Source organism: Arthrobacter sp. 10N43 (genome assembly GCF_056394525.1).
This window is the reverse complement of the sequence record NZ_JBFTIA010000005.1, coordinates 244,543-267,173: the sequence shown is the minus strand read 5'-3', so window position 1 is coordinate 267,173 and position 22,631 is coordinate 244,543. Positions and strand designations below refer to the sequence as shown.

The 22,631-nt window shown below is 68.3% G+C and carries 20 protein-coding genes and 2 pseudogenes; 10 read left to right on the top strand and 12 right to left on the bottom strand.

Annotation, left to right across the window (positions count from 1 at the left end):
- Nucleotides 1–65 precede the first annotated feature (65 nt).
- The 4 genes from AC1DDO_RS12925 to nirB all read right to left on the bottom strand — a co-directional run bounded on the left by AC1DDO_RS12925 (nt 66) and on the right by nirB (nt 6,136).
- Complete coding sequence (locus AC1DDO_RS12925; RefSeq protein ID WP_476971975.1) at nt 66–983, bottom strand: FAD-dependent oxidoreductase; 918 nt, start codon at nt 981–983, stop codon at nt 66–68.
- 184 nt (nt 984–1,167) lie between these two features.
- Complete coding sequence (locus AC1DDO_RS12920) at nt 1,168–2,409, bottom strand: uroporphyrinogen-III synthase (RefSeq protein ID WP_476867617.1); 1,242 nt, start codon at nt 2,407–2,409, stop codon at nt 1,168–1,170.
- A gap of 8 nt (nt 2,410–2,417) precedes the next feature.
- Nucleotides 2,418–3,452 carry a uroporphyrinogen-III C-methyltransferase gene (gene cobA, locus AC1DDO_RS12915; protein WP_476971974.1) on the bottom strand — a complete coding sequence of 345 codons (1,035 nt, stop codon included), beginning with the start codon at nt 3,450–3,452 and terminating at the stop codon, nt 2,418–2,420.
- 2 nt (nt 3,453–3,454) lie between these two features.
- Complete coding sequence (gene nirB / locus AC1DDO_RS12910) at nt 3,455–6,136, bottom strand: nitrite reductase large subunit NirB (protein WP_476971973.1); 2,682 nt, start codon at nt 6,134–6,136, stop codon at nt 3,455–3,457.
- Between the two features lie 256 nt (nt 6,137–6,392).
- On the opposite strand from nirB, the gene nirD reads away from it, so the two are divergent.
- Complete coding sequence (gene nirD, locus AC1DDO_RS12905) at nt 6,393–6,785, top strand: nitrite reductase small subunit NirD (RefSeq protein ID WP_476971972.1); 393 nt, start codon at nt 6,393–6,395, stop codon at nt 6,783–6,785.
- A 30-nt stretch (nt 6,786–6,815) separates the two neighbouring features.
- On the opposite strand, the gene AC1DDO_RS12900 is transcribed toward nirD, so the two are convergent.
- The gene (locus AC1DDO_RS12900; RefSeq protein WP_476867613.1) at nt 6,816–8,555 is read right to left on the bottom strand and encodes a phospho-sugar mutase; all 1,740 of its coding nucleotides are present in this window, start codon (nt 8,553–8,555) and stop codon (nt 6,816–6,818) included.
- Nucleotides 8,556–8,684: 129 nt separating this feature from the next.
- On the opposite strand from AC1DDO_RS12900, the gene AC1DDO_RS12895 reads away from it, so the two are divergent.
- The gene (locus AC1DDO_RS12895) at nt 8,685–9,164 is read left to right on the top strand and encodes an RrF2 family transcriptional regulator (protein WP_476867612.1); all 480 of its coding nucleotides are present in this window, start codon (nt 8,685–8,687) and stop codon (nt 9,162–9,164) included.
- A gap of 37 nt (nt 9,165–9,201) precedes the next feature.
- On the opposite strand, the gene AC1DDO_RS12890 is transcribed toward AC1DDO_RS12895, so the two are convergent.
- Nucleotides 9,202–10,020: a purine-nucleoside phosphorylase gene (locus AC1DDO_RS12890; RefSeq protein ID WP_441409283.1), complete on the bottom strand. Its 819-nt coding sequence runs from the start codon at nt 10,018–10,020 to the stop codon at nt 9,202–9,204.
- Between the two features lie 121 nt (nt 10,021–10,141).
- Between AC1DDO_RS12890 and AC1DDO_RS12885 the strand changes: the two genes are divergently transcribed.
- From AC1DDO_RS12885 to AC1DDO_RS12870, 4 genes are all read left to right on the top strand, one after another.
- Entirely contained in the window at nt 10,142–11,557 is a 1,416-nt protein-coding gene (locus tag AC1DDO_RS12885) for an NAD(P)H-quinone dehydrogenase (protein WP_476971971.1), read from the top strand.
- 50 nt (nt 11,558–11,607) lie between these two features.
- Nucleotides 11,608–12,345, top strand: coding sequence for a hypothetical protein (locus AC1DDO_RS12880; RefSeq protein ID WP_476971970.1), 738 nt, complete (start codon nt 11,608–11,610; stop codon nt 12,343–12,345).
- 143 nt (nt 12,346–12,488) lie between these two features.
- A complete protein-coding gene (locus tag AC1DDO_RS12875) occupies nt 12,489–12,962 on the top strand; it encodes a DUF805 domain-containing protein (RefSeq protein ID WP_476971969.1) in 474 nt (157 codons plus the stop codon).
- Nucleotides 12,963–13,129: 167 nt separating this feature from the next.
- A complete protein-coding gene (locus tag AC1DDO_RS12870) occupies nt 13,130–13,675 on the top strand; it encodes a flavodoxin domain-containing protein (RefSeq protein WP_476971968.1) in 546 nt (181 codons plus the stop codon).
- A 29-nt stretch (nt 13,676–13,704) separates the two neighbouring features.
- Here the strand turns inward: AC1DDO_RS12870 and AC1DDO_RS12865 are convergent, their stop codons facing one another.
- Both AC1DDO_RS12865 and AC1DDO_RS12860 read right to left on the bottom strand, forming a co-directional pair.
- Nucleotides 13,705–14,397, bottom strand: a complete 693-nt coding sequence (locus tag AC1DDO_RS12865) for a hypothetical protein (protein ID WP_476971967.1) — start codon at nt 14,395–14,397, stop codon at nt 13,705–13,707.
- A gap of 67 nt (nt 14,398–14,464) precedes the next feature.
- A complete protein-coding gene (locus AC1DDO_RS12860) occupies nt 14,465–15,097 on the bottom strand; it encodes a hypothetical protein (protein WP_476971966.1) in 633 nt (210 codons plus the stop codon).
- Between AC1DDO_RS12860 and AC1DDO_RS12855 the strand changes: the two are divergent.
- The 3 genes and pseudogenes from AC1DDO_RS12855 to AC1DDO_RS12845 all read left to right on the top strand — a co-directional run.
- A pseudogene (locus AC1DDO_RS12855) lies at nt 15,048–15,707 on the top strand (recombinase family protein); the annotation flags it as partial. The gene AC1DDO_RS12860 and the pseudogene AC1DDO_RS12855 overlap by 50 nt on opposite strands.
- A gap of 179 nt (nt 15,708–15,886) precedes the next feature.
- A pseudogene (locus tag AC1DDO_RS12850) lies at nt 15,887–16,027 on the top strand (recombinase family protein); the annotation flags it as partial.
- A 54-nt stretch (nt 16,028–16,081) separates the two neighbouring features.
- Entirely contained in the window at nt 16,082–16,261 is a 180-nt protein-coding gene (locus AC1DDO_RS12845) for a hypothetical protein (protein ID WP_476870088.1), read from the top strand.
- 258 nt (nt 16,262–16,519) lie between these two features.
- Here the strand turns inward: AC1DDO_RS12845 and AC1DDO_RS12840 are convergent, their stop codons facing one another.
- Both AC1DDO_RS12840 and AC1DDO_RS12835 read right to left on the bottom strand, forming a co-directional pair.
- Nucleotides 16,520–17,497, bottom strand: coding sequence for a hypothetical protein (locus AC1DDO_RS12840; protein WP_476971965.1), 978 nt, complete (start codon nt 17,495–17,497; stop codon nt 16,520–16,522).
- A 239-nt stretch (nt 17,498–17,736) separates the two neighbouring features.
- Complete coding sequence (locus AC1DDO_RS12835) at nt 17,737–18,120, bottom strand: hypothetical protein (RefSeq protein WP_476971964.1); 384 nt, start codon at nt 18,118–18,120, stop codon at nt 17,737–17,739.
- Nucleotides 18,121–18,332: 212 nt separating this feature from the next.
- Between AC1DDO_RS12835 and AC1DDO_RS12830 the strand changes: the two genes are divergently transcribed.
- Entirely contained in the window at nt 18,333–18,719 is a 387-nt protein-coding gene (locus AC1DDO_RS12830; RefSeq protein ID WP_476971963.1) for a hypothetical protein, read from the top strand.
- 49 nt (nt 18,720–18,768) lie between these two features.
- On the opposite strand, the gene AC1DDO_RS12825 is transcribed toward AC1DDO_RS12830, so the two are convergent.
- The gene (locus AC1DDO_RS12825; protein WP_476971962.1) at nt 18,769–20,328 is read right to left on the bottom strand and encodes an FAD-dependent oxidoreductase; all 1,560 of its coding nucleotides are present in this window, start codon (nt 20,326–20,328) and stop codon (nt 18,769–18,771) included.
- A complete protein-coding gene (locus AC1DDO_RS12820) occupies nt 20,325–22,631 on the bottom strand; it encodes a molybdopterin oxidoreductase family protein (RefSeq protein ID WP_476971961.1) in 2,307 nt (768 codons plus the stop codon). The genes AC1DDO_RS12825 and AC1DDO_RS12820 overlap by 4 nt, the downstream gene beginning before the upstream one ends.

Here is a 22,631-nt window from a genome sequence, read left to right as displayed (position 1 = left end):
TCAGGTGACCATCTTGCCATAGGAACATGCCCGGCCGATGCCCCGGCCGGGCATGCTCCGTCCGCTCAGGCGGCAGCAGCCAGGGGCCGGGCCATGGTGGCCTGAAGCAACTGGGACGCGCACACGGATGCGGCCGAACCGGAGGCCACCAGCAGGCCCAGCCGGACGCCGTCGTACGCTGCCGCGTCGCCGATCGCCCAGATGCCCGGCACGGAGGTGCGGAAGTCCTGGCCAATGACAATCCCGCCGCCGGGAGCGGTGGCCAGCCCGGCCGTGGCGGCCAGTTCGTCGCGGGCGATGCGCTCCTCGGCAAGGATCACGAGGTCGCCGTTCATGCTGGAGCCGTCCTCGAAGACGATGCCGGACGCCGGCAGGACGGACCCGGCGATGGTGGGAACGATGGCGGACGGGCGGACCGTCGTGCGAATCGGGCGGACGCCGCGGGCCCGGAGGACAGCCTCGGCCTGGCCGGCGGCCGAGCCTGTGCCGACGAGGATACCGAGGGGACGCCGGCCCAGGACCCGGGTGACGTCCTTGACGGCTTCGCCCAGCCGGGCGGCGTCGTCGATCGTGGCATAGCTCAGGCACCGTGCGGCACCTTCCACCGGCGTCTCGGCGGGAGCGGAACCGGTGGCGATCACGAGCTCGTCGTAGGTGAAGTCCATGCCGTCGGCCGTCGTGACGACGCGGTTGTCGGCGTCGATGTGGCTGGCCGGCTGGCCGAAGCGGACGGAGACCTGGGGCAGGGCTGCCAGCTCCAGCAGTTCCTCGGGGGCGTCATCGCGGTTGCTGAGGACCGTGACGGCGCCGGCGAACGGGGTCCGGGTGAGGTGCCGGACGAGGGCCTGGGCGGCCGGACCCGCGCCGGCGATGACGATCCGGGGCCGGGCGGCCGTTGTGGCGGTCGTCGGAGAGGCGGTGCCGGAGGCGGCTGCGGTCAAGGAAGACGTGCCGGAGGTGGGAGACAATGCCGGAGCGGACATGTGCTGGCCCTTTCGCTGGGGTGGCCATCGTGTGGCCGGTGTGCTTGATGAAACCCAGCGTATGCTTCCGATTTTTCCGGGGTGTTTCCCGGGTGTTGCCGCTTCTGACCTGCCTGTTCGCCAGTATTTACCGGCCGGTAATGTCGTGGGTCACACCCAGCGGAGAGCCCCCGGCCCACCGCCATTAGACCCGGATCCGGTAGCCGCGCTTCACCACGGTTTCCACCAGCCGGGTGTCCGGCAGCGCGGACCGCAGCCGGCTGACCGTCATGTCCAGGGCGTGCACGGAGCCGCGCAGTTCCAGCAGGTCCGAGAGCGCCTCGCGGGAGAGCACGGCCCCGCCGGCGCCGATCAGAGCACGCAGCAGCAACAGGGGCGCGGGGGCCATCTCGACCGGCTCACCGTTGATGCGCAGTGAGCGGCCGCGCAGCTCCACGCTGCCGGACGCGGTGTCCAGCCGGCGGACGTGGTTCAGCGCCAGGTGCTCGCAGACCAGCCGGATCAGCGCGCCCATCCGGAACCGTTCCGGGATCAGCGGGTGCAGCCCGGCGTCGATCAGCGGCTGCGCGGTGATGGGGCCGACGACGGCGGTCGCCACGTTGGTCTTCAGGCTCTCCACGAGCTGCTTGTAGACGCCCATCTCGTGGGCCGTGCTCCACATCGCGTCCACGGCGGGGGCGCTGGTGAAGGTCAGGACGTCCAGGTTGCCGCTGCAGGCGGCTTCGATGAGCTTGGGCAGCCGGTCGGCGCCGTCGGGTTTGACCCAGCGGTACGGGGTGACGGTCAGGACGGTGGCGCCGGACATGCGCAGGCGTTCGAGCTGGCGGACGTCGGTGTAACCATGCAGCTGCACCGCGACGGTCTTGCCGCGGACACCCTCGGCAAGGAGCATGTCCACGAGGGTGGCGGTGGTTTCGTCGCTGCTGATGCCGACGTCGGCGAGCCCGGCAGCACGCACGGCGCCGCGGGCCTTGGGCCCGCGGACGAACATCCGGGTGGCGGAGAGGGTCTCCAGCAGCTGGTCGCCAATGCCGAACGTGTCCGCGGCCTCGCACCAGCGGCGCATGCCGTAGGCGGTGGTGGCGACGCAGAGATCGGGCCGGGCGGCGATGATGGCCCGGGTGTCCTCGATCAGGCTCTCGTCCTCCCGGACCGGGGCGATCTTCAGCGCCGGGGCGTGAAGCACCTCGGCACCGCGGCGCTCGAGGGCCTCGATGAGGTCCTGCGAGCGGCGGTGCGAGGTGACGCCGATCCGGAAACCGTCCAGGGGAAGGTCCCGGTCGGCGGCATCGTCGGCAGGTTCAGGCGGGGGCGTCCCGGCGGACGCCGGGATCAGGGACGCCGGGATCAGGGTGGCCGGAGTCAGCGGGGTCAGGGGTGCGCCGGGCTCCGGAAAGGTTGCGGCGGCGGCGTTCAGTGCGCTCATGAAAATCCTTATGCTTCCAGCAGGGATGCGGCCAGGCGGTCAAGCTCCGCCGAGGCCTCGGCACAGCCCCGGTTGGCCTCGGCAACCCGGACAACCTCCCCGATCACCAGGACGGCGGGGTTGCTGCAGCCCGCGGCGGCGGAGGTGATGGTGCCCAGTTCGGCGATGGTAGTGCGCTGGCCGGGGCGGTAACCGCGTTCAACCACGGCCATCGGCATGTCGGCCCGCATTCCGGCCCGGCGGAGTCCGGCGGCGAGGTGGTGCAGTGTGCCGATGCCCATCAGGACCACGATAGTCCCGCCGAGCCCGGCCAGATGCGTCAGTTCGTTCTCCGTCAACGGGGCATGGCCTGAAACCACCGTGAACATGTGGCTGACTTCGCGGTGGGTGACCGGGATGCCGGCGGCGGCCGGAACCGAAATGGCGCTGGTGACTCCGGAGATGACGCGGACCGGAACCCCGGCCGCGACGCAGGACGCGACTTCCTCACCGCCGCGGCCGAAGACGTAGGGGTCCCCGCCCTTGAGGCGGACCACGTTGTTGCCAGCCAGCGCGCTTTCGACCATGAGCCTTTCGATGTCGGCCTGGCTGACCTTGTGGTGGCCGGGCTTCTTGCCCACGTCCACGAGCCTGGCCGAGGTCAGGGACGGCAGCTCCTGGTAGGGGGCGAGCCGGTCGTAAAAGACGACGTCGGCATCGCGCAGCGCCGTCACGGCGGCAACGGTCAGCAGCTCGGTGGTCCCGGGGCCGCCGCCGACCAGCGTGACGTGTCCCGCCGGGCCGGCCGCCGGCTCGGTTGCGACCGGAATGCCGGTGGCCCGGCACCGGTCCAGGAGGGCCTCCCAGCCGGGCTGGCCGTCCTCGACGGCCGCCACCAGGAACGGGCGCTCGGGCAGCGGCCCGTTCATGCCGGCGCCGTGCGGGGTGCCCAGGCGGTGCACGACGGCGCCGGCCGCCTCGTAGCGCCGTACGGCCTGCCGCGCGGCGTGGTCCGCGCCGGTGACCAGGACTTCGCGTCCGGTGAGGTCAATGGTGAGCTGCATGGCTATACCTCGTTCTGGTCAAGCAGTTCAGGGGTGGTGGCCCGGACCGGAATGGACGAACCGATCAGGACTGGCTGCTGTCCGGCCAAGGCCTTCTCTTCTGCCGTGGCCGGGCGCATCTGGCCGCGCTCGTCGGGGACGAAGGTGATGGAGTCGTCCTTCTGGTCCGGGGCGTTGACGAAGGAGCGGAAGCGGCGCAGGCGCTCGGGATCCTTCAGGGTGTCGGCCCACTCATCGATGTAGGTGTCCACGTGCTTGGCCATGGCGGCCTCGAGGTCCGCGGCGATGCCGAGGGTGTCGTGCACCACGACGTCCTCGACGTGCTTGATGCCGCCGTCGAGCTCTTCCTGCCAGCGCGCGGTGCGCTGCAGGCGGTCGGCCGTGCGGATGTAGTACATGAAGTAGCGGTCGATGTACTTGATCAGGGTTTCGTCGTCGAGGTCCTTGGCCAGCAGCTGGGCGTGCGCCGGGGTGGCTCCGCCGTTGCCGCCGACATACAGGTTCCAGCCGTCAGCGGTGGCGATGACGCCGACGTCCTTGCCCCGGGCCTCGGCGCATTCGCGGGCGCAGCCGGAGACGCCCATCTTCAGCTTGTGCGGGCTGCGGAGGCCGCGGTAGCGCAGCTCAAGCTGAATGGCCATGGCCACCGAGTCCTGGACCCCGAAGCGGCACCACGTGGAGCCGACGCAGGACTTCACCGTGCGCAGGCTCTTGCCGTAGGCCTGGCCGGATTCGAAGCCGGCATCCACCAGCAGCTTCCAGATTTCCGGCAGCTGCTCCAGCCGGGCGCCGAACATGTCGATCCGCTGGCCGCCGGTGATCTTGGTGTAGAGGCCGTATTGCTCGGCCACCGCGGCGATCACGCCGAGTTTTTTCGGGGTGATCTCGCCGCCGGCGATGCGCGGAACCACCGAGTAGGTGCCGTCCTTCTGCATGTTGGCCAGGGCACGGTCGTTGGTGTCCTGCAGGGTGCCGCGGCCGGCGTCCAGGACGTAGGCGCTGTTCTGGCTGGCCAGGATGTTGGCGATGGTCGGCTTGCAGATATCGCAGCCGTCCCCGGTGCCGTACTTGGCCATGATCTCCTCGAAGGAGGTCAGTTCCAGGACGCGGATGGCGTCGAAGAGTTCCTGGCGGGAGAGCTCAATGTGTTCGCAGAGGGCCTTGGAAACTTCAACGCCGGACTTGGTCAGCTCGGTCTCGAGCAGCTTCTTGAGCATCGGGACACAGGAACCGCAGCTGGTTCCGGCGCGGGTGCAGCCCTTCAGCTCGCCGAGTTCCTGGACGGGTGCGTTGCCGTCGCAGGCCCCGCAGCCGTTGACGGTGTCGCGGATGGTTCCCGCGGAGACGTTGTTGCAGGAACACAGGATGGCGTCGTCCGGCAGTTCGGTTTCCGGGGCGTCGCCGCCGCCGGCCGCGGTGAGGTACGCGCCGGGCTCGGCGGCCAGTTCGCGGCCCAGCATGGGGCGCAGGGAAGTGTAGGGGGTGGCGTCGCCGACGAAGATGCCGCCGAGCAGGGTCTTGGCGTCATCGGTGGTGACGATCTTCTGGTAGACGCCGCGGGCGGGGTCGGCGTAGACGATTTCGAGGGAGTGTTCGGTGCGGGCGAACGCGTCGCCGAAGCTGGCGACGTCGACGCCGGAGAGCTTGAGCTTGGTGGCCGTGTCGAAGCCGGGGAAGGTTGCGTCGCCGCCGTGCAGCCGGTCCGCGACGATTTCGGCCATGGTGTTGGCCGGGGCCACGAGGCCCAGGCACATGCCGCCGAAGTTGGCGACCTCGCCGATCGCCCAGATGCCGGGAACCTCGGTGGAGCAGTCGTCGGAGATGACGACGCCGCCGCGCTGGCCGAGCTGGAACTGCTGCACTGCACCCTCTGCGGCCCGGAACAGCTCGTCGCGGGGCCGCACACCGATCGCCACGATCACGATGTCGGCGTCGATGGTCCGGCCGTCGGCCATGAGGACGCCGGTGACCTGGCCGTCGTCGTCGGAGAGGACCTCGGAGGGGAACACCCCGCCGTGGACGGTGAAGCCCTTGGCCTCGATGAGCCGGCCCAGCGCCTGCCCGGCGCCCTCGTCCAGCTGGGTGTTCATGAGCCAGGGCGAGCCGTTGATGACGATCGGGGTGGCGCCGAGCTGTTCGGTGCCGGCCGCTGATTCCAGGCCCAGCAGACCGCCGCCGATGGTGACCGCCTTGACCTGGCGGCCCAGCTTCACGGTGAGGTCCGCGATGGCCTTGTTGATGGACCAGACGTCCTCAAGGGTGCGGTACACATGGGTAAGTTCGGCGCCCGGGATGGGCAGGCGGGCCGCGTCCGAGCCCGTTGCGACCACGAGCTCGTCGTACGGATAGGTGGTACCCGCGGCGGTCGTGACGGTTTTGCCGACGGCGTCGATGCTGGTGACGCGCTCGCCGGTCTTCAGGTCCAGGGCCGTGTGTTCCCACATGGAAGCGCTGCCCAGGGTGAGGTCGACGTCGCTGTCGGTGAGTGCCTTGCTCAGCGCGACGCGGTCGTAGGGGAGGTGGGCTTCCTCGGTGAGGACAGTAACGTGCCAGCCATCGAGTCCGCGGGCGTGCATGGCATCGGCGAATCGGTGCGCCGCGGGGCCGCCGCCGGCCACCACAATACGGCGCGGGGCGGCGCTGGCTGCACCCTGATTCGGGTGGCTTGAAGGGAGTCCGGTCACGGTGGGCCTTTCGCATGGGCCGCAGACGGTGCTCTGCAGCTTGTCGTCCCAGACTAGGCAAACGGAATTTCGCTTCAGTTTCCCTTATGTTTCGTGATCTTAACTTCTGCATCACGAATGCATTTCCGGCCGTGTGAGCTCTCTTTTACGCGCCGGACACATCCGGCGCGCCCGGATGAAACACCGGAGGCCTAGCTTGAATATGTGGCCGCAGCAGCGGTTGAACCCGCAAGGGATGTATCAGAGAGGGGCCGGGATGACCGCCGTACTTGAAACCGCAGCACACGACGCACAACCCGACATCGCAGGTCAGATTTCCGGATCCGGCGCCGGCTGGCACCGGGTCTGCACCGTCACGGACCTGGAACCCGCATGGGGCGAGGCCGCACTGATTTCCGGGCACCAGGTCGCCGTGTTCCAGACCGCGAACGGTGAGGTTTTCGCTGTCGCCAACGAGGACCCGGCAACCGGGGCCAATGTCATGGCCCGCGGCATCACCGGGTCCCGCGGCGACCGACCCACCATCGCCTCGCCGCTGCACAAAGAGGTCTACGACCTCGAAACCGGTGAGTGCCTCGGCAACCCGGAACTCCGGCTCGCAACCTTCGGTACCCGGATTGTGGGCGGGTACATTGAGGTTGAGCTCTAGCAGTTGATCCCTTGGGGGGTGGGGTGAGCCCTACAAGCCCAGGGCCTCGCGGACGTCAGCCAGCACGCTGTCCAGTGCGGCGCGGGCCTCGTCCCGGGCCGCCGGAAGCTCGGCCGCCGAGTCCACGCTGCGGATGACCTCCAGGTAGCACTTGAGCTTCGGTTCCGTGCCGCTGGGACGGATGATGACGCGGCTGAGGTCCCTGGTCAGGTACAGCAGGCCTTCAGTGGGCGGCAGCTGCTCGGTGCCCACGGCCAGATCCGTGACGGCCTCGACGCCCGAGCCGCCGAACGATTCCGGCGGGCTGACGCGCAGCCGGTTCATCATCGCGTCCAGCAGGCCAAGGTCCGCCACGCGGATGCTGAGCTGGTCGCTCGCGTGCAGGCCGTGCACCAGGTAGAGCTCGTCCAGGGTGTCGAAGATTGTCTTGCCCTCGGCCTTTGCCGCCGCCGCGAGTTCGGCGATGAGGACGGCGGCCGAAATGCCGTCCTTGTCCCGCACCAGGGACGGGGCCACGCAGTAGCCCAGCGCCTCCTCGTAGCCGTAGACCAGCCCCGGCACCCGGGCAATCCATTTGAAGCCGGTCAGGGTTTCCTCGTGTGCGTAGCCTGCCGCTGCCGCGATCCGCGCCAGCAGCCGGGAAGACACGATCGAGTTGGCGAACACGCCGGCCGGGGCCTCGCCGCCCGCGGCCTGCCGCGCCACGACGTGGGCACCCAGCAGGGCACCGACCTCGTCGCCGCGCAGCATGCGCCACGCGCCGGTGGCCGGATCCTTCGCCGCCACGGCCGCCCGGTCGGCGTCGGGGTCGTTGGCGATCACAATGTCGGCGTCCCCGCGCGTTGCCGCCTCGAGGGCCAGATCCAGCGCCCCGGGCTCTTCGGGGTTGGGGAAGCTCACTGTGGGGAAGTCCGGATCCGGGAGCGCCTGTTCCGTGACGAGCGTGACGTCCTCGAATCCGGCGGCGTTCAGCACCGCCACCGCCGTTTCCCCGCCCACGCCGTGCATGGGGGTCAGGATGATCTTCAGCCCGCGGGCCGGGAAGTGTTCGGGGATGGCCAAGGCCGCGACGGCGTTCTGGTACTCGGCGGCGATGGAGGGCTCCAGCACAGTCCACCCGTCCGCGGCCAGGATGATCGAGTCCAGGGCGCCGACGGCGTCGATCTTCGCCGCTATCAGCGCATCGTAGGGCGCCACGATCTGGGCGCCGCGGCCGCTTTCCTCAACCGCGTGGCGGCCGAGGTAGACCTTGTACCCATTGTCCTGGGGCGGGTTGTGGCTGGCGGTGACCATGACGCCGCCGTCGCAATCCAGCGCCCGCACCGCGTACGCGAGCAACGGGGTGGGCAGCGCGGAGGGCATCAAGAACGTTTCCACGCCGGCCGCGGTGAGGATCGCGGCGGTTTCTTCGGCGAAGATATCGGAGTTGTAGCGGGCGTCGTAGCCGACGACGGCGCGCGGCCGGGTGCCGGGGGAGGCCTGCTCGACTGCGCTCGTGAGGAAAGCGGTGAAGCCGGCGGCGGCGCGGCGGACCACCACGCGGTTCATCCGGTTCGGACCCGGGCCGAGGGCCGCCCGCAGTCCGGCGGTGCCGAACTGGAGGGTGCCGCTGAAGCTGTCTGCCAGCTCCTGGCGGGCCGCCCCGACGCCCCCGTCGGTGAGGCGGATCAGCTCAGAGAGGGCGGCGGCGGTTGCGGGGTCCGGGTCCTGGTCGGCCCAGTCGCGGGCATCGCTCAGGAGTCGGGCGAGTTCGGCATCAGAAGACGTCATAGGAACCAAACTATCGCCAATCCTGGGAGAAGCTTGCCCAGACGGCCGGGAATTGGCATTTCACGTGCCAATTTGGGGCGTTCAGAAGGACCTTGACACCCAAATTTCCGGACACGTAACGTCTGGAATATGAAGATGGGGCGTGGCGTGGAATGGGCCGTGCACAGTTGCGTCAACATGGCCTGGACACCGCCGGGTGAGCCGGTGAACAGTGCACGGCTGGCGGAGTTCTACAAGCTTCCGGCCGCCTATCTGAACAAGCAGTTTCAGTCGCTGGTCCGGGCCAAAGTGCTGGACTCGGTCTCGGGGCCCCGCGGCGGATTTCTCCTGGCGCGCCGGCCGGAACACATCACCGTGCTGGACATCGTGCTGGCGCTGGAGGGCCAGGACCCGGCATTCCGGTGTGAGGCGATCCTGGGAAATATCCCCGAGCCGGACCGGGAGGACAACTTTGCCCGGTCCTGCCTCATTTCCCAGACCATGCGGCAGGCCGAACTCGCCTGGCGGCAGGCGCTGGCGCGGCAGAGCATCGCCGGGATCGCGGACTCGATCGAGCGGCGGTTCCCGGCGGACAAAGCGAAGGTCCTGGACTACCTGGCTGCGGAATAGCCGCAGCCGGCGGTCCAGGACCTTACGCCGGGCTGGATCAGAGCTTTGCGATGATCTCCGCGAGCAGCTTTGAAATGCGCGGTCCAGCGGCCTGGCCGGCCTCAAGGACTTCCTCATGGCTGAGCGGCACGGGGCTGATCCCTGCGGCGAGGTTGGTTACCAGAGAGATGCCGAAGACCTCCATGCCGGCGTGGCGGCCGGCGATGGCCTCCAGTGCCGTGGACATGCCGACCAGGGATGCGCCAATGCGCTTGGCGTACTGCACTTCGGCGGGCGTCTCGTAGTGCGGGCCGGTGAACTGCGCGTAGACGCCCTCGTCCAGGGAGGGGTCCACCTCACGGGCCAGGCCGCGGATGCGCGAGGAGTACAGGTCCGTGAGGTCCACGAACGTTGCCCCTTCCAGCGGTGAGGTGGCGGTGAGGTTGATGTGGTCGCTGATCAGGACCGGGGTGCCGGGCGCCCAGTCCTCGTTCAGGCCGCCGCAGCCGTTGGTCAGGACCAGCGTCTTGCAGCCGGCGGCCGCGGCGGTACGCACGCCGTGGACCACGGCGCGGACGCCCTTGCCCTCGTAGTAGTGGGTGCGTGCGCCCAGGACCAGGGCGCGCTTTCCCTCTTTGGTCAGCACGGAGCGGATGGTGCCCACGTGGCCCACCACGGAGGGTGCGGAGAAGCCGGGGATTTCGGCTGCGGACAGGGTCGCGGTGGTCTCGCCGATGAGCTCCGCGGCGTCGCCCCAGCCCGAGCCGAGGACCAGCGCGACGTCGTGGGAATCGACGCCCGTCTCTGCGGCGATGTAGTCGGCGGCGGCGCGGGCGGCCTCGAAGGGATCCGTGTTCAGGAATTCTGTTGTACTCACCGGTACAAGTTATCGTGCCGGCGGCCGGCTGCACAGCACCCGTGCCACCGGGAGCCGTGAGGACGCTCGGCGGCCCGGACTCTTTGGTGGCTCCGGTTCGGATGGTGGACAATGGTTGATTGTGACTACGCATCCTGACTTCAGCTCACCCCGCATCGCAATTCTCGGCGGAGGGCCTGGCGGCTACGAAGCCGCCATGGTCGCCGCCTCGCTGGGGGCGCAGGTCACCATCATCGAACGCGCAGGCCTCGGCGGATCCGCCGTGCTGACCGACGTCGTTCCCTCCAAAACCCTGATCGCGACCGCAGACCTGATGACCCGCGTGGCCGAGGCGGGGGAGCTGGGCGTCAAGTTCGACGTCGACGGCGGCGACTTCGCCCCGTCGATGCGCGCGGACCTCAAGCACATCAACGACCGTCTCCTGCGGCTGGCGCGGAAGCAGTCGGAGGACATCCAGGCCGGGCTGGAGCACCAGAACGTCCGCATCCTGATCGGCTCCGGCAAGCTGCTGGACAACCACACCATCGAGGTCCTGACCGCCGACGGCACCGAAACCGTGGAGGCAGACACCATCCTGTTGGCGGTCGGCGCCCACCCGCGCGAGTTGCCCACCGCGCGGCCGGACGGGGAGCGCATCCTGAACTGGGCCCAGATCTACAACATGGACGAACTCCCCGAGGAACTCATCGTGGTGGGTTCCGGTGTCACGGGCGCAGAATTCGCCTCGGCCTACAACGGCCTGGGCTCTAAAGTCACCCTGATTTCCAGCCGCGACCGCGTGCTGCCGGGCTCGGACACCGACGCCGCCGAGGTCCTCGAGGGCGTCTTCGAACGCCGCGGGCTCAAGGTCCTCTCCCGCGCCCGCGCCGAAACCGTCGAACGCACGGACGACGGCGTCGTGGTCACCCTCGGCGACGGTTCCAAGGTCACCGGCAGCCACTGCCTGGTCTGCGTCGGTTCCATCCCGAACACGGCCGGCATCGGCCTGGAGGAAGCCGGCGTCGCCCTCACCGAGAGCGGCCACATCAAGGTCGACGGCGTCTCGCGCACCACCGCGCCGAACATCTACGCCGCGGGCGACTGCACCGGCGTCCTGGCCCTGGCCTCCGTGGCCGCGATGCAGGGCCGGATTGCCGTGGCCCACTTCCTGGGCGACGCCGTCATGCCGATCAAGCTGCACCAGGTGGCGTCCAACATCTTCACCTCGCCCGAGATCGCATCCGTGGGCGTGTCCGAGGCCGAGATCGAATCCGGCAAGTACCAGGGCGACATCGTCAAGCTCTCCCTGCGCAGCAACGCGCGCGCCAAGATGCGCAACCACCGCGACGGCTTCGTCAAGATCTTCGCCCGCAAGGGCTCCGGCACCGTGATCGGCGGGGTGGTGGTGGGTCCGAACGCCTCCGAGCTCATCTTCGCGATCTCGATTGCCGTGACGCAGAAACTGCACGTCGACGACGTCGCCAGCACCTTCACCGTGTACCCGTCACTTAGCGGCTCCATCTCCGAAGCAGCCCGGCGGCTCCACGTCCACATGTAGTTCGTGTACCTGTAGTTCCCAGCCGGGTCCGCAATCCGGAGGCTGATGCCATGCAGAGTCCCCAGGCTTTGATTGAAGCCCTCGAGCGGGCGGTCGAACGTCCGGCCGGCGGCCGTGCCGGTGCGGATGGCCGTGCCGGGGATACCGGGGATACGGAGCGCTTTACCGGGTTCGGTATCACCGGGGTTCCGTTCAGTTCAGGCTATGTCCTGGCTTTGCGGCGCTTTGCCGGGTCATCGATCGGGCCGGGGTACACCTCGGTCTGGATCCGCGACCCGGCCGGCGCCTGGTCAATGCACGGCACCGTGGACCCCGGGCTGTCCTGCCCCCGGTACTTTGGCGCCGCCCTCGAATCGGCGTCGACTTCCCGCATCTCCCTCGCCTGGAGCGGCAGCCACGCCTTCACGGTCGACGTCGACGGCGGGGCTGTCCTGCACTGGGAACTCATTCTCCGGGCAACGCCGGTCACCAGGGCCATGTCGGCAGTCTCAGGTGTTGCGCCTGAGCGGCTCTGGCGCAGCCGGACGTTCCTGCGCGCCATGGGCGCCGTCGCCGGCCCTGCGTTGGGGGCGGGGCGCCTAAGGCTGACGGGCCACGTTCCCAACGGCCAACGGTTCGCCGTCTATCCCCGGCGCCTGTGGTTTGTCGCAGGCAGCCGGGCCGTGCTGAAGGGGTGCTACCTGGGAAAGCCGGCGGCCTTGACGGTCCAGGACAGGTTGGGGGATTTCTGGATACCCCGGCGCGGCATCCTGATGATGGGAAATGCAGAGTTCGAGCCGGGCGTCTGAGCGCGAAGGCTAAACCGGTGCCTGATGGTCCCGCGCGCCTGCGCGGATGAACGCCTTGTAAATTCTCGACGCCCAACGCTGATTCCTGGGCGCTGGCGGCCCTAGGATGAGTCTCGTCACTGGCACTCATTGAAGGGGACTACATGAGTTATCCGCAGCAACCGAATGCATTACCGCCGCAGACCGGAGAGCCGCCGCTTTGGGCCCCGCTGTACGGGGCCAGCCTCACGCAGGCCGTCCAGCGATTCTTCAAAAAGTACGCCACCTTCACCGGCCGGGCCAGCCGTAGTGAGTACTGGTGGTGGGCGCTGGTGTCACTCCTGGTGGGCATCGTCATCAACATCATCACGAGTACTGGCATGACGACCAATGCGTCCGGAGCCGCCGCGATTGGACCTGGCGCCGTCATTGGGCTGATCCTTGCCGTTGTTTGGGGACTGGGGACGATCGTTCCGTCCCTGGCCCTGCTGGCCCGGCGCCTGCATGACGTGAACATGAGCGCCTGGCTGATCCTGCTGGTCCTGGTGCCGTTCCTCGGTGGCCTGGCGCTCTTGGTGATGGCAATTCTGCCGTCCAATCCGGCCGGCCAGAGGTTCGACCAGCCCTCCGGCTACTAGGGAGTTCCGAAAATCCAGGGAGTTCCGCAAATCTCGGGAGTTCCGCAAGTGAAGAATCCCTGCCCGGGAATCCGGCAGGGATTCTTCACTTTTCAGCGGCCTTGCGCATGACGGTCCCGGGGCGTTGGACCCTAGGGCGGCAACCCGCCCCGCTCCCACACTGGATCATGGCCAATATCTACATCCCGTATGGAACGGTTGAAGGACAGACAGCCCAGATCGCAGAGTACATGGCCGATCTGATCCGTGTGCACGGGCATCAGGCGGAGACCGCGGACCTCAAACATTCCGGCCACACGCTGCCGGAGGGTTACGACGGCGTGATCGTGGCGGCTTCTGTTCATGTGGGCAAACACGAAAGGCACGTCACGGACTTTGTGAAGAAGAACCGCGGTGAGCTCGAACGATTGCCTTCCGCGCTGGTGTCCGTCAGCATGGCCGCCCACGGAGACGAGGAACACGCCGAGGGCTACGTGCAGAAGTTCGAAGAGGACACAGGGTGGCGGCCAAAGCACGTCGGTCTGTTCGCCGGTGCTCTGCTCTACACCCACTACGGCTTCATCAAGAAGCACCTGATGAAGAAGATCGCCAAGGACAAGGGCTCAACGGACACGGACACGTCCCGTGACTATGTCTACACGGAGTGGGACGGCGTCCGGCGCTTCACCGAGGACTACCTGGCATGGTTGGCCAAGCGGGCCGGTCCGGAGTAGGGCTCAGCAGCAGGGTTGAGAAGTAGGGTTCAGGAGCAGGCGTAGGGCGGGACCGTGTCGCCGGGGGCGAAAGGGTTGAACCAGTGCTCGAAATCCAGTTCCCTGGCGTCATCTTCGAGCTCATCGAGCCTGTCCGAGTACAGGGCCTCACTGTCGGCGTCCTCCAGCAGGACTTCCTCGACGTCGGCCCTCCAGTCCTCCGGGAGGTCCAGTTCGTAGATGTCCTCGGTGATTTCCGCCTGATCTAGCAGGCAGCGGACGGCGAGTTCCGCCGCGAGGCATCCGGGGGCGGTCCAGCCCCGGACCAGGGAGGCGGTGACGTCCGCAGCGACGACGATGAACATTTGAGTGAACTTCGCGTCGTAGCTGGCGGCGAACTGTGGCGGCAGGGAGGACAGGACTGAGGTCCCTGCTATGTCGGTGGCTGTGACAACTTCCAGCCTGCTGAGGGTTCCGAGATCGCGGAACAGCTGGTCGATGAGGATGCTCGACGAATTCCACAGGAGCCCGGCCAGCAAGCGGGTCTGGCGCACTGCTTTCTGGCGGTCTTCCGGCGAGACAGCGGCCATCTCGGCCAGGTCTTCGGGATCAAACTGGAGCCGCTGATCGGCCGTCATGTCGCCCGGATGCGGGTCAAGTCCCAGCAGTTCCAGGCTCAACCCGGTGAGTTTCCCGGCGTCGGCCAGCAGTTCTTCGGTGATGTCGTCGTCGTCGGCGCTCATGGCCCCGATGCTACCCGCCGATTGTTCCTTGTCCCGATTCGCGTTACGCGGCCGGGTAACCGGCGGGTCAGGCGGCAGCCGCCCGGTGCCCGCCCGTCGCGGTGCTCCCGCGGGCCATGCGGGCGGAGGCGAGGTAGCTGATTCCAGCGATCAGGGGGACCACGCTTGCCGCGGTGATCGATCCGACCGGTCCGGACCTTGCAATCACTGTGATGACAAGCGGCAGCACGCCGAGGGCCACGAGCAGCCAGCCGGCCAGCACGGTGCGCCTCAGGCCCAGGACGGCGGCGGGGAAGGCCAGGGCGACGACGCTGACGGCGATGATGGGTCCGTTTTCACTGACGAAGCTGCGCAAGCCCGCGGGGTCGAACGCCAGCCAGACGCAGGCCGCGATGAAGGCAGACGACAGGGCGAGCAGCAGGGGAGCGGTGGCCGCCGGCCAGAACCAGGCCGCGACAGCCAGGATGAGCATCGGCACCACCCAGGCCAGGGTCATCAGCATCGCTGCCGTTCCGCCGGGGCTCTGCATTGAGTCGCCGACAATGACGATTCCCGCGAGGACGGTGAACACCCCCATGATGGCCGCCCCGGTCCGCAGCAACACGGTGGACCGCTGCTGGGGATCCTTGTCGCGCGTTCTGACCACGACGATGGCAAATACAATAATCGCGCCGAGCGCCAAAATGACCGGGACGTTCATGGGATGCCTCCTGATGGCGAACGGAGCCTACGTCCATTGCATCCACGGTCCAGTTGCGTTGCCAAGGGGAGAAAGGCCCGCTTCGGTGCGGGGGTGCTGGTGGAGTGCACTCAACTCGGGCCTTCCTGGCATATGTCGAGACGCAATACACTCCAGGCTGCATCCATGGCATCTCCGGTGGCAGCAATATACGCCCGCATCTCAGACGACAAAACAGGCGAGCCTAGGCGTGCAACGCCAGGAGGAGGACTGTCGCGCCCTTGCGGAAGAGCAAGGAATGTCAGTTCACGCGGTCTACACGGATAACGACATCAGCGCCTACTCAGGCAAGAAGCGCCCCGGCGACCTGAGGATGCTGGCGGACATCGCAGCGGGGGCCGTCGATGTCGTCATAAGCTGGCACACTGACCGGCTCCACCGTAGTCCCACAGAGCTTGAGGACTACATAGCCGTATGCAACAAGCATTCTGTCGCCACGCATACAGTCAAGGGCGGGGAGATTGACCTACGCACGCCAGAAGGGATGTTGCGGGCTGGCCTGCTGGGGCAGGTTGCCCGCTATGAGTCTGCCCACAAGGCGGAGCGTGTACGTCGAGCCCAACAGCAAAAGGCCATGACTGGGGATGGCTGGGCGGCTCCCGCCCCTTTGGCTGGCAGAGCGTCGGGTGTCCCTGTGCTGGACGATGTTGGGGCGGCCATTGTGCGCGAGGCCCAAGGCCACGTTCTGGCAGGGTTCTCGCTGGGGTCATTCATTCAGATGTTGGGTGACCGCGGGGTAGGACCGCTCGCGGTGGCGCGTGGTCCTACGCAACCTTGCGGCAGATGCTCCTGCGCCCCCGCAACGCTGGCCTTGCCGAGTGGGAGGGGGAAATTGTCGGAGAGTCGGAGTTTCCGGCCATAGTGGAGCGCCACATTTGGGAAGCCACATGCGCTGTACTGAAGGACCCGGCACGTAGGCGCTCGCGGACGAACAAGGCAAGGCATTTGCTGGCGGGCATCGCCCTGTGCGCCGAATGCCTGAGCCCAATGAAGTCCGCGCAGATCACCGATCGCAACGACATGGTGACGAACTACGCGATCACTATGCTGAGAATGCCGAATGTCACCCACATGGCCAAACCAATCCTTGACGATTATCGACAACGCGGGCTTCCAGGCCCTTGAGATTGATGATGCGCTTGAGAGCGTCAAAGGAGAGCAGCGCGGGGCCCAGGAGGGGCGCCCCAGCGCCGACCAGGAAGTCGTCCACCATGTCGAAGTGGTCGTTGTGCTTTCGGGCACAGTTGTGGTCCGGGGGCCCTGCTCGTTCGGGGGTATTTGTTCTTGCCCGCCCCGGAGGACGCATAACACTCCGCACCAGGTAATCCGGGGGCTATGTTCGGTTTATCTGTAGGAGGCATCCCAAGCGTCAGCGGCCTGGGGTCAGCGGGCGGAATACTCACTACTGGTCGTGGTAACGGTCGTGTAGCCGAGCCGGGAACCTGTGACGCGGACGGTGAGCTTGGTGCCCTTGTCGGTGGTCCGGACCTTGTAGGTCGGATCCCAGGCTCCGGAGATCGGGACGCCGTTGCGCAGCCAGCGGTACTTGAAGGCGGTGCCCCAGGTCCAGGTGCCCCGCTTCACGGTCAGGACGTTCCCGGCTTTGACGGTGCCGACGATCGTCGGCGTGGACGAAGTCAGGGTCCCGGCAGCCACCTTCGCCGAAGAGAAGGCCCCCTGGGTCTTCAAGATCCTGTCATTCAGCGTCGAGGTGACCCAGATGTCGATCTTCTTGCCCAAATCGGCAGCCACAGGCGTGTAGTGGCGGCCAGTGGCCCCGGAGATCGTCACGTAGTCGCGCGTCCATAGGTAGGATTCGCGCACCACGTTCATTTCATTACGTGCCCAGAGGCCGGGGACGACGGTCAGGGCCTTCCCCACGGTCGGCGTGCCTTGGATGTAAGGCGGTCTGGTCTGGGCCGGGTCACGCAGCGTCACGGGCTTGGGCGCCGTGACCCGCACCTGGGCAGTGTCGTAGCCCGGGGCCGTGACCGTCACAAGGACAGTGACGGTCACACCGACGTCGGACACCCCGGGCGTGAACCTCGGGCCGCTGGCCAATACCTTCCCGTCCGGGGAGAACCAGCTGTAGGTGACCGTCAGCCTGTCGGACGGTTCCGACCAGGTGCCGGCCGTAACCTTCATCACAGAGCCGGTCACGAAGGTCCCGGTAACGACCGGCCCGGTGACGTTCGTCAGCTGCTTCAGGCCCGCGGCCGCAGGCACGGCTACCGCCTTGGAGTAGGCGTCGATCGGGATGGCATGCATCAGGTCGTCGGCATGGGCCGGGACGGCGAGGCCGGCAAGCGAGAGCGCGGCGAGTGCCCCGGCGATGCCGAGACGGATGGCCTTTTTGTTCATTTGTTCCCCCAAAGTCTTCGGGCCGGTCCTCCCGGGCCCATGATGATAGTAGCGCCCGGTTTGTGGTTTGCGGCAACGTTGCTGGAGGTCAGGGTGCAGGATTGATGGCGTGGTCTCGCCGGGACACGCGGCACCACAAGCTCGGGCAAGTGAGCCGGGTCGGCACCGGCAAAGACTACAGATAACACAGTTCCCGCGCGCACGCCGAAAAGCGTCCGTCCCGTCCGGAAAGAGGGCCGTTAGCGGGCGAGGAATGCGGCGCTGTCGCGGGTTGCCGTCTTGTAGCCGGGCTGGGTGCCTGTAACGCGGACGGTCAGCCCATTGCCTTTGTCGGCAGTCCGGACCTTATACGTCGCTGCCGCTGCGTTGGAGATCGGCACGCCGTTACGCATCCACACGTAAGTGAATGCGGTGCCCGGCGTCCAGGCGCCGGGCTTCACCGTCAGGATCGAGCCGGCCTTGGGCGTGCCCGCCACCGTCGGCAGGGCTGTGACCAGCTTCCCGAAAGGAACCACCGGCCGGTACGGGCTGACCGTCTCAGTCCGGAAGACCCGGCCCTTGTACGCGGTGGAAACGGTTACGGACAGCGCCTGACCCGCGTCGGCGACCACTGGCGTGTACACCCGCGCCGTGGCACCGGGAATGGGCGTACCGGCGCGCAGCCACTGGTACGTGTTGGTCAGGTCCAGGTCGTCGATGCCGGACCGGCTCGGCGCGGTTTCTGCCCACCATGCGTCCCGATTTGGTGAGGACTACACGGACGACGACGCACTCGGGGGCGATCAGGGAAAAAAGACCTCTACCTCCTGGCGCGTCGCAAATGCATAATGTCGCCATGTTCCTTTTCGTACTATTGGCCATCGTGTTGCTGGTCCTGTTTTGGCAATACATCGTGGCTGGGCTCGGCCTGTGGGTGCTCGTGCTGATCATGCGCACCTTGATCAATTGGACGATCGCCGACCCCAAGCCGAACTACCGCCGGGAGCACGTTCAGACCCGGTATGTGACCACACTCGTCCAGACCCGGCCTGCGCCCAGGCCCGTCCAGACCCGGCCCGTGGCGAAGCCCAAGCCTGCCCGCGAGCTGCCCGCGCCCGACTACCTGCCCAGGTGGACTCCAAGCCGCCGGCTGGATGCCGCCCGCGAGCATGCCCAGTGGCAGAAGAGATTCGACAACGCAGTGCATTACAACCCTGCCGGACCGGGCGCCGCAAACGGGTAGCGCGGCCGCGGCGATGTCCGGCGAGCACGGCTGCCCATCGAACTAAGCCTCAGGCAACCGCTCCCTGAAAGTGGGCCTCGATGATCCCCTTGATGTCGTCGTGGCAGCCGCCGCAGCCGGTGCCGGCGCGGGTCGCGGCGGAGACCTCGGGCACGGTCCCGCAGCCCTCCGTGACGGCAGAAGCAATGGCTGTCCCGCTGACGCCCGCGCACCGGCAGACGGTCCGGGCGGGGTCGGCAGTGCCGGGAGATGCCAGCTGGTCCGGCCCGTCCAGGCGCAGCAGCAAGGACCGGTCCGCGGGGAGTTCGGCGCCGCGCTCGAACAGCTGCACAAGCTCGGCCGAGGTGCGGGGCATGCCCACGGACACGAGGCCCTCCAGCACGCCGGCCCGGGTGGTCATCTTGACGTAGCGGCCGTGCTCGGGATCGGCCCACTGGGCAATCTGGAGCCGCGCCCGGCCATTCACGGCGCCGGCGGCCAGGGCTTCCTCGTCCCACGGGTCTGCGGAGACGTCCCCGGCCACGGCCATGTTCATGCCACGGGCCTTGAGCACGATCACGCCCGGCAGCTCCGCGGGAAGCGAGGGCAGTGCCTCAGCCTCTGCCTCGGCGCCGGATGCCAGCAGGGACAAGTAATCGGCGAGCCATTCGGCCTGGCGCCAGCCGGGACCCACCAGCCCGGACGGGCCGCGTGCGGTCCGGCACTCCACGCACTCGGGGTCCGGGCAGCGGACCTCTGCGCAGTCACCGATCGCAAAAATGTGCGGCTCGTGATGGGCCCGGAGCTTGTGGTCCACCAGGATCCCGGCGGCGGTGGAGAGACCGCAGCCTTCGGCCAGTTCGGTCCGCGGCCGGACACCGCAGGAGAGCACCAGGAGGTCGCCGTCGATCGCGGAGCCGTCATCTAGCAGCAGCGCCGAGAAGCCGCCGTCGGGGGCGTTGTGTTCGACGCCGACGGAGCGGGCGTTGCCCGCAACCCGCACGCCGCAGTTCCGCAAGGAGGCCGCGAGAACGGCGCCGCCGCCGCGGTCGATGTTCCGGCCCAGGGGATGCGGTCCGTTGTGCACCACCGTGACGGTGGCGCCTTCCTCGGCCGCGGCCAGGGCAGTCTCCAGACCCAGCACGCCGCCGCCCAGGACCACCACGCGCTTGCCGCCGGCCACGGCGGAGTGGAGTACGGACGCGTCGCGGAGATCCCGAAGGGCGGTCACGCCCGGCGGCAGCACGGGAGCGGCCGGGTCCGGGTTGAGGCCGGTGAGGTTGGGGATGACAGGCCGCGAACCGGTGGCGAAGACCAGCCGCTCGTAGCCGGGGGAGGTGCCATCGCTGAGCAGGACCTGCTGCCGGGCGCGGTCCACGCGGCGGACCCGGACGCCCAGCCGGACATCGACGCCCTCCGCCACGAGTGCGGCAGCATCCGCGAGGGCCAGGGCTGCCGGCGTGGTCCGGCCGACGCCGAGATCCGCCACCAGCACGCGGTTGTACGCCGCCTCGGACTCTTCGCCGATCACCGTCAGGTGCGCGATTCCGCTGCGCACAGCCGGCAGCAGCTCGTCGATCAGCCTCGCGGCGACGGGCCCGAAGCCCACCACCACAATCCGCTCACTCATGAGGTCTCCTCTGCTTGAATAATGCGGCTGCCAACACCGGGGGGAGCACCGACCGGGACAGCCCCGGGAACCGCGCCGCCGGACACCGTGTCGCAGGAACTTGTGTCGCCGGAACTTGTCGGGCGGATCCATACCTTGCTGGTCTTGAACTCGGGCATCCCGGAAATGGGGTCCGTGGCCGCCTCCGTGAGCCGGTTCGCGCTCTCGAGCTCCGGGAAGTGGAACGGCAGGAACACCGTCTCCGGGCGGATGTCCGTGCTCAGCTCGGCACGGCAGCTGACCACGCCGCGTTCGTTGGAAATGGAGACGAAGTCGCCGTCGGCGATGCCCTGGGCGGCGGCCGCGGCGGGGTGGAGCTGCAGCCGCGCCTCCGGCTGGGCCTCTGCGAGGGCGGCCACCCGGCGGGTCTGCGCGCCGGACTGGTAGTGCTCCATCAGCCGGCCCGTGATCAGGGTCATCGGCCGTCCGGCCGGGGAGATTCCGGCCGGGGAGGTGCCGGTTGCTGAGGCGGAAGGAGTACGACGCCGGGGCGCAACGGGGGTGAATACTGCCCGGCCGTTCCCGTGGGCGAAAGCGTCCAGGAATAGCCGCGGCGTGCCGGTGCTGCCGGCGGGGTAGGGCCAGTAGGCCTCCTCGCCGCGGTCCAGCATGGCGTAGTCGATTCCGGAGTAGTCGGCCAGTCCGCCGGAGGATGCAATCCGGAGCTCCTCGAACACGGTTTCGGGGTCCTCGCTGAAGGTGGAGGGGGCCTCCAGCAGTTCGGCCAGACGGGTCATGATCCACAGCTCGCTGCGCACCCCGGGCGGGGGAGTGAGAGCCTGGCGGCGGCGCAGCACGCGGCCTTCGAGGTTGGTCAGGGTGCCTTCTTCCTCGGCCCACTGGGTGACCGGCAGGACCAAGTCGGCCTCGGCGGCGGTCTCGGAGAGGAAGAAGTCGCACACCACCAGGAAGTCCAGGCTGCGCAGGCCGGCGATCACGGCGTTCGCATCGGGGGCGGACACCGCCACGTTGGCGCCGTGCACGAAGAGGCACCGGACGCCGTCGGGCTGTCCCAGGGACTTGAGGAGTTCGACGGCGGGGACGCCGGGTCCCGGGATGAGCGCTTCGGGCACGCCCCAGACCTTTGCCATGTGGGCGCGGGCCGCTGGATCGGTGATCTTCCGGTAGCCGGGGAGCTGGTCCGCCTTCTGGCCGTGTTCGCGGCCGCCCTGGCCGTTACCTTGGCCGGTGAGGGTGCCGTAGCCGCTCCGCGCGGAGCCCGGCAGGCCCAGCAGGAGGGAGAGGTTGATGGCGGCCGTGGCGGTATCAGTGCCGTCCACGTGCTGTTCGACGCCGCGGCCGGTGAGGATGTAGCTGCCGCCCTTGCCGGCGCCGTCGGCCAGCCGCCGGGCGGTTTCGCGGATCAGTCCGGCGGGGACGCCGGTGATCGACTGGACCCGTTCCGGCCAGAAGCTTCCGACGCTGCGGACCACGGCGTCGTAGCCGGTGGTGCGCTCGGCGATGTACGCGGCGTCAGCCAGGCCCTCGTGGATCACCGCGTGGGAGATGCCCAGGAGCAGGGCGAGGTCGGTGCCCGGCAGCGGCTGCAGGTGCAGGCCGCCGCCGTCGGAAGTAAACGCGGCGGTGGCGGAGCGCCGGGGGTCGACGACGATCAGCCCGCCGGCGTCGCGCGCGCCTTGGAGGTGCTGGACGAAGGGCGGCATGGTCTCGGCAACGTTGGAGCCGAGCATCAGGATGGTACTGGCGGCGTCGAGGTCCGCCAGCGGGAACGGGAGCCCGCGGTCCAGGCCGAAGGCGCGCATGCCGGCCGCGGCGGCCGAGGACATGCAGAACCGTCCGTTGTAGTCGATCCGCGAGGTGCCCAGGCCCAGCCTGGCGAACTTGCCCAGCTGGTAGGCCTTCTCATTGGTGAGGCCGCCGCCGCCAAACACGCCGACGGCGTCCGGACCGTGCACGGCGCGGGCACTTTTCACAGCGGAGACAATCAGCCTGAGGGCCTCGTCCCAGCTGACCGGGCGGTGGACGCCGTCGGCGCCCTTGAGCAGGGGCTCGGTGACGCGGCCGGTGTGGTTCAGCAGCGAGGCGGAGGTCCAGCCCTTGCGGCACAGGCCGCCGCGGTTGGTGGGGAAGTCCCGCCCAGCGACTGTCAGGAGCGGCGGGGCGACGGCGGGCGCCGGCGCCGGCGTGGCGTGAACGGGGTCTGACCCCGGCTGGACAGCCGGGGTCAGAGCCGCTGGAGATGTGAGCGTCATGGCGCACTGCAGGGCGCAGTATGGGCAGTGCGTGTCGGCGCCGGTGGTCAT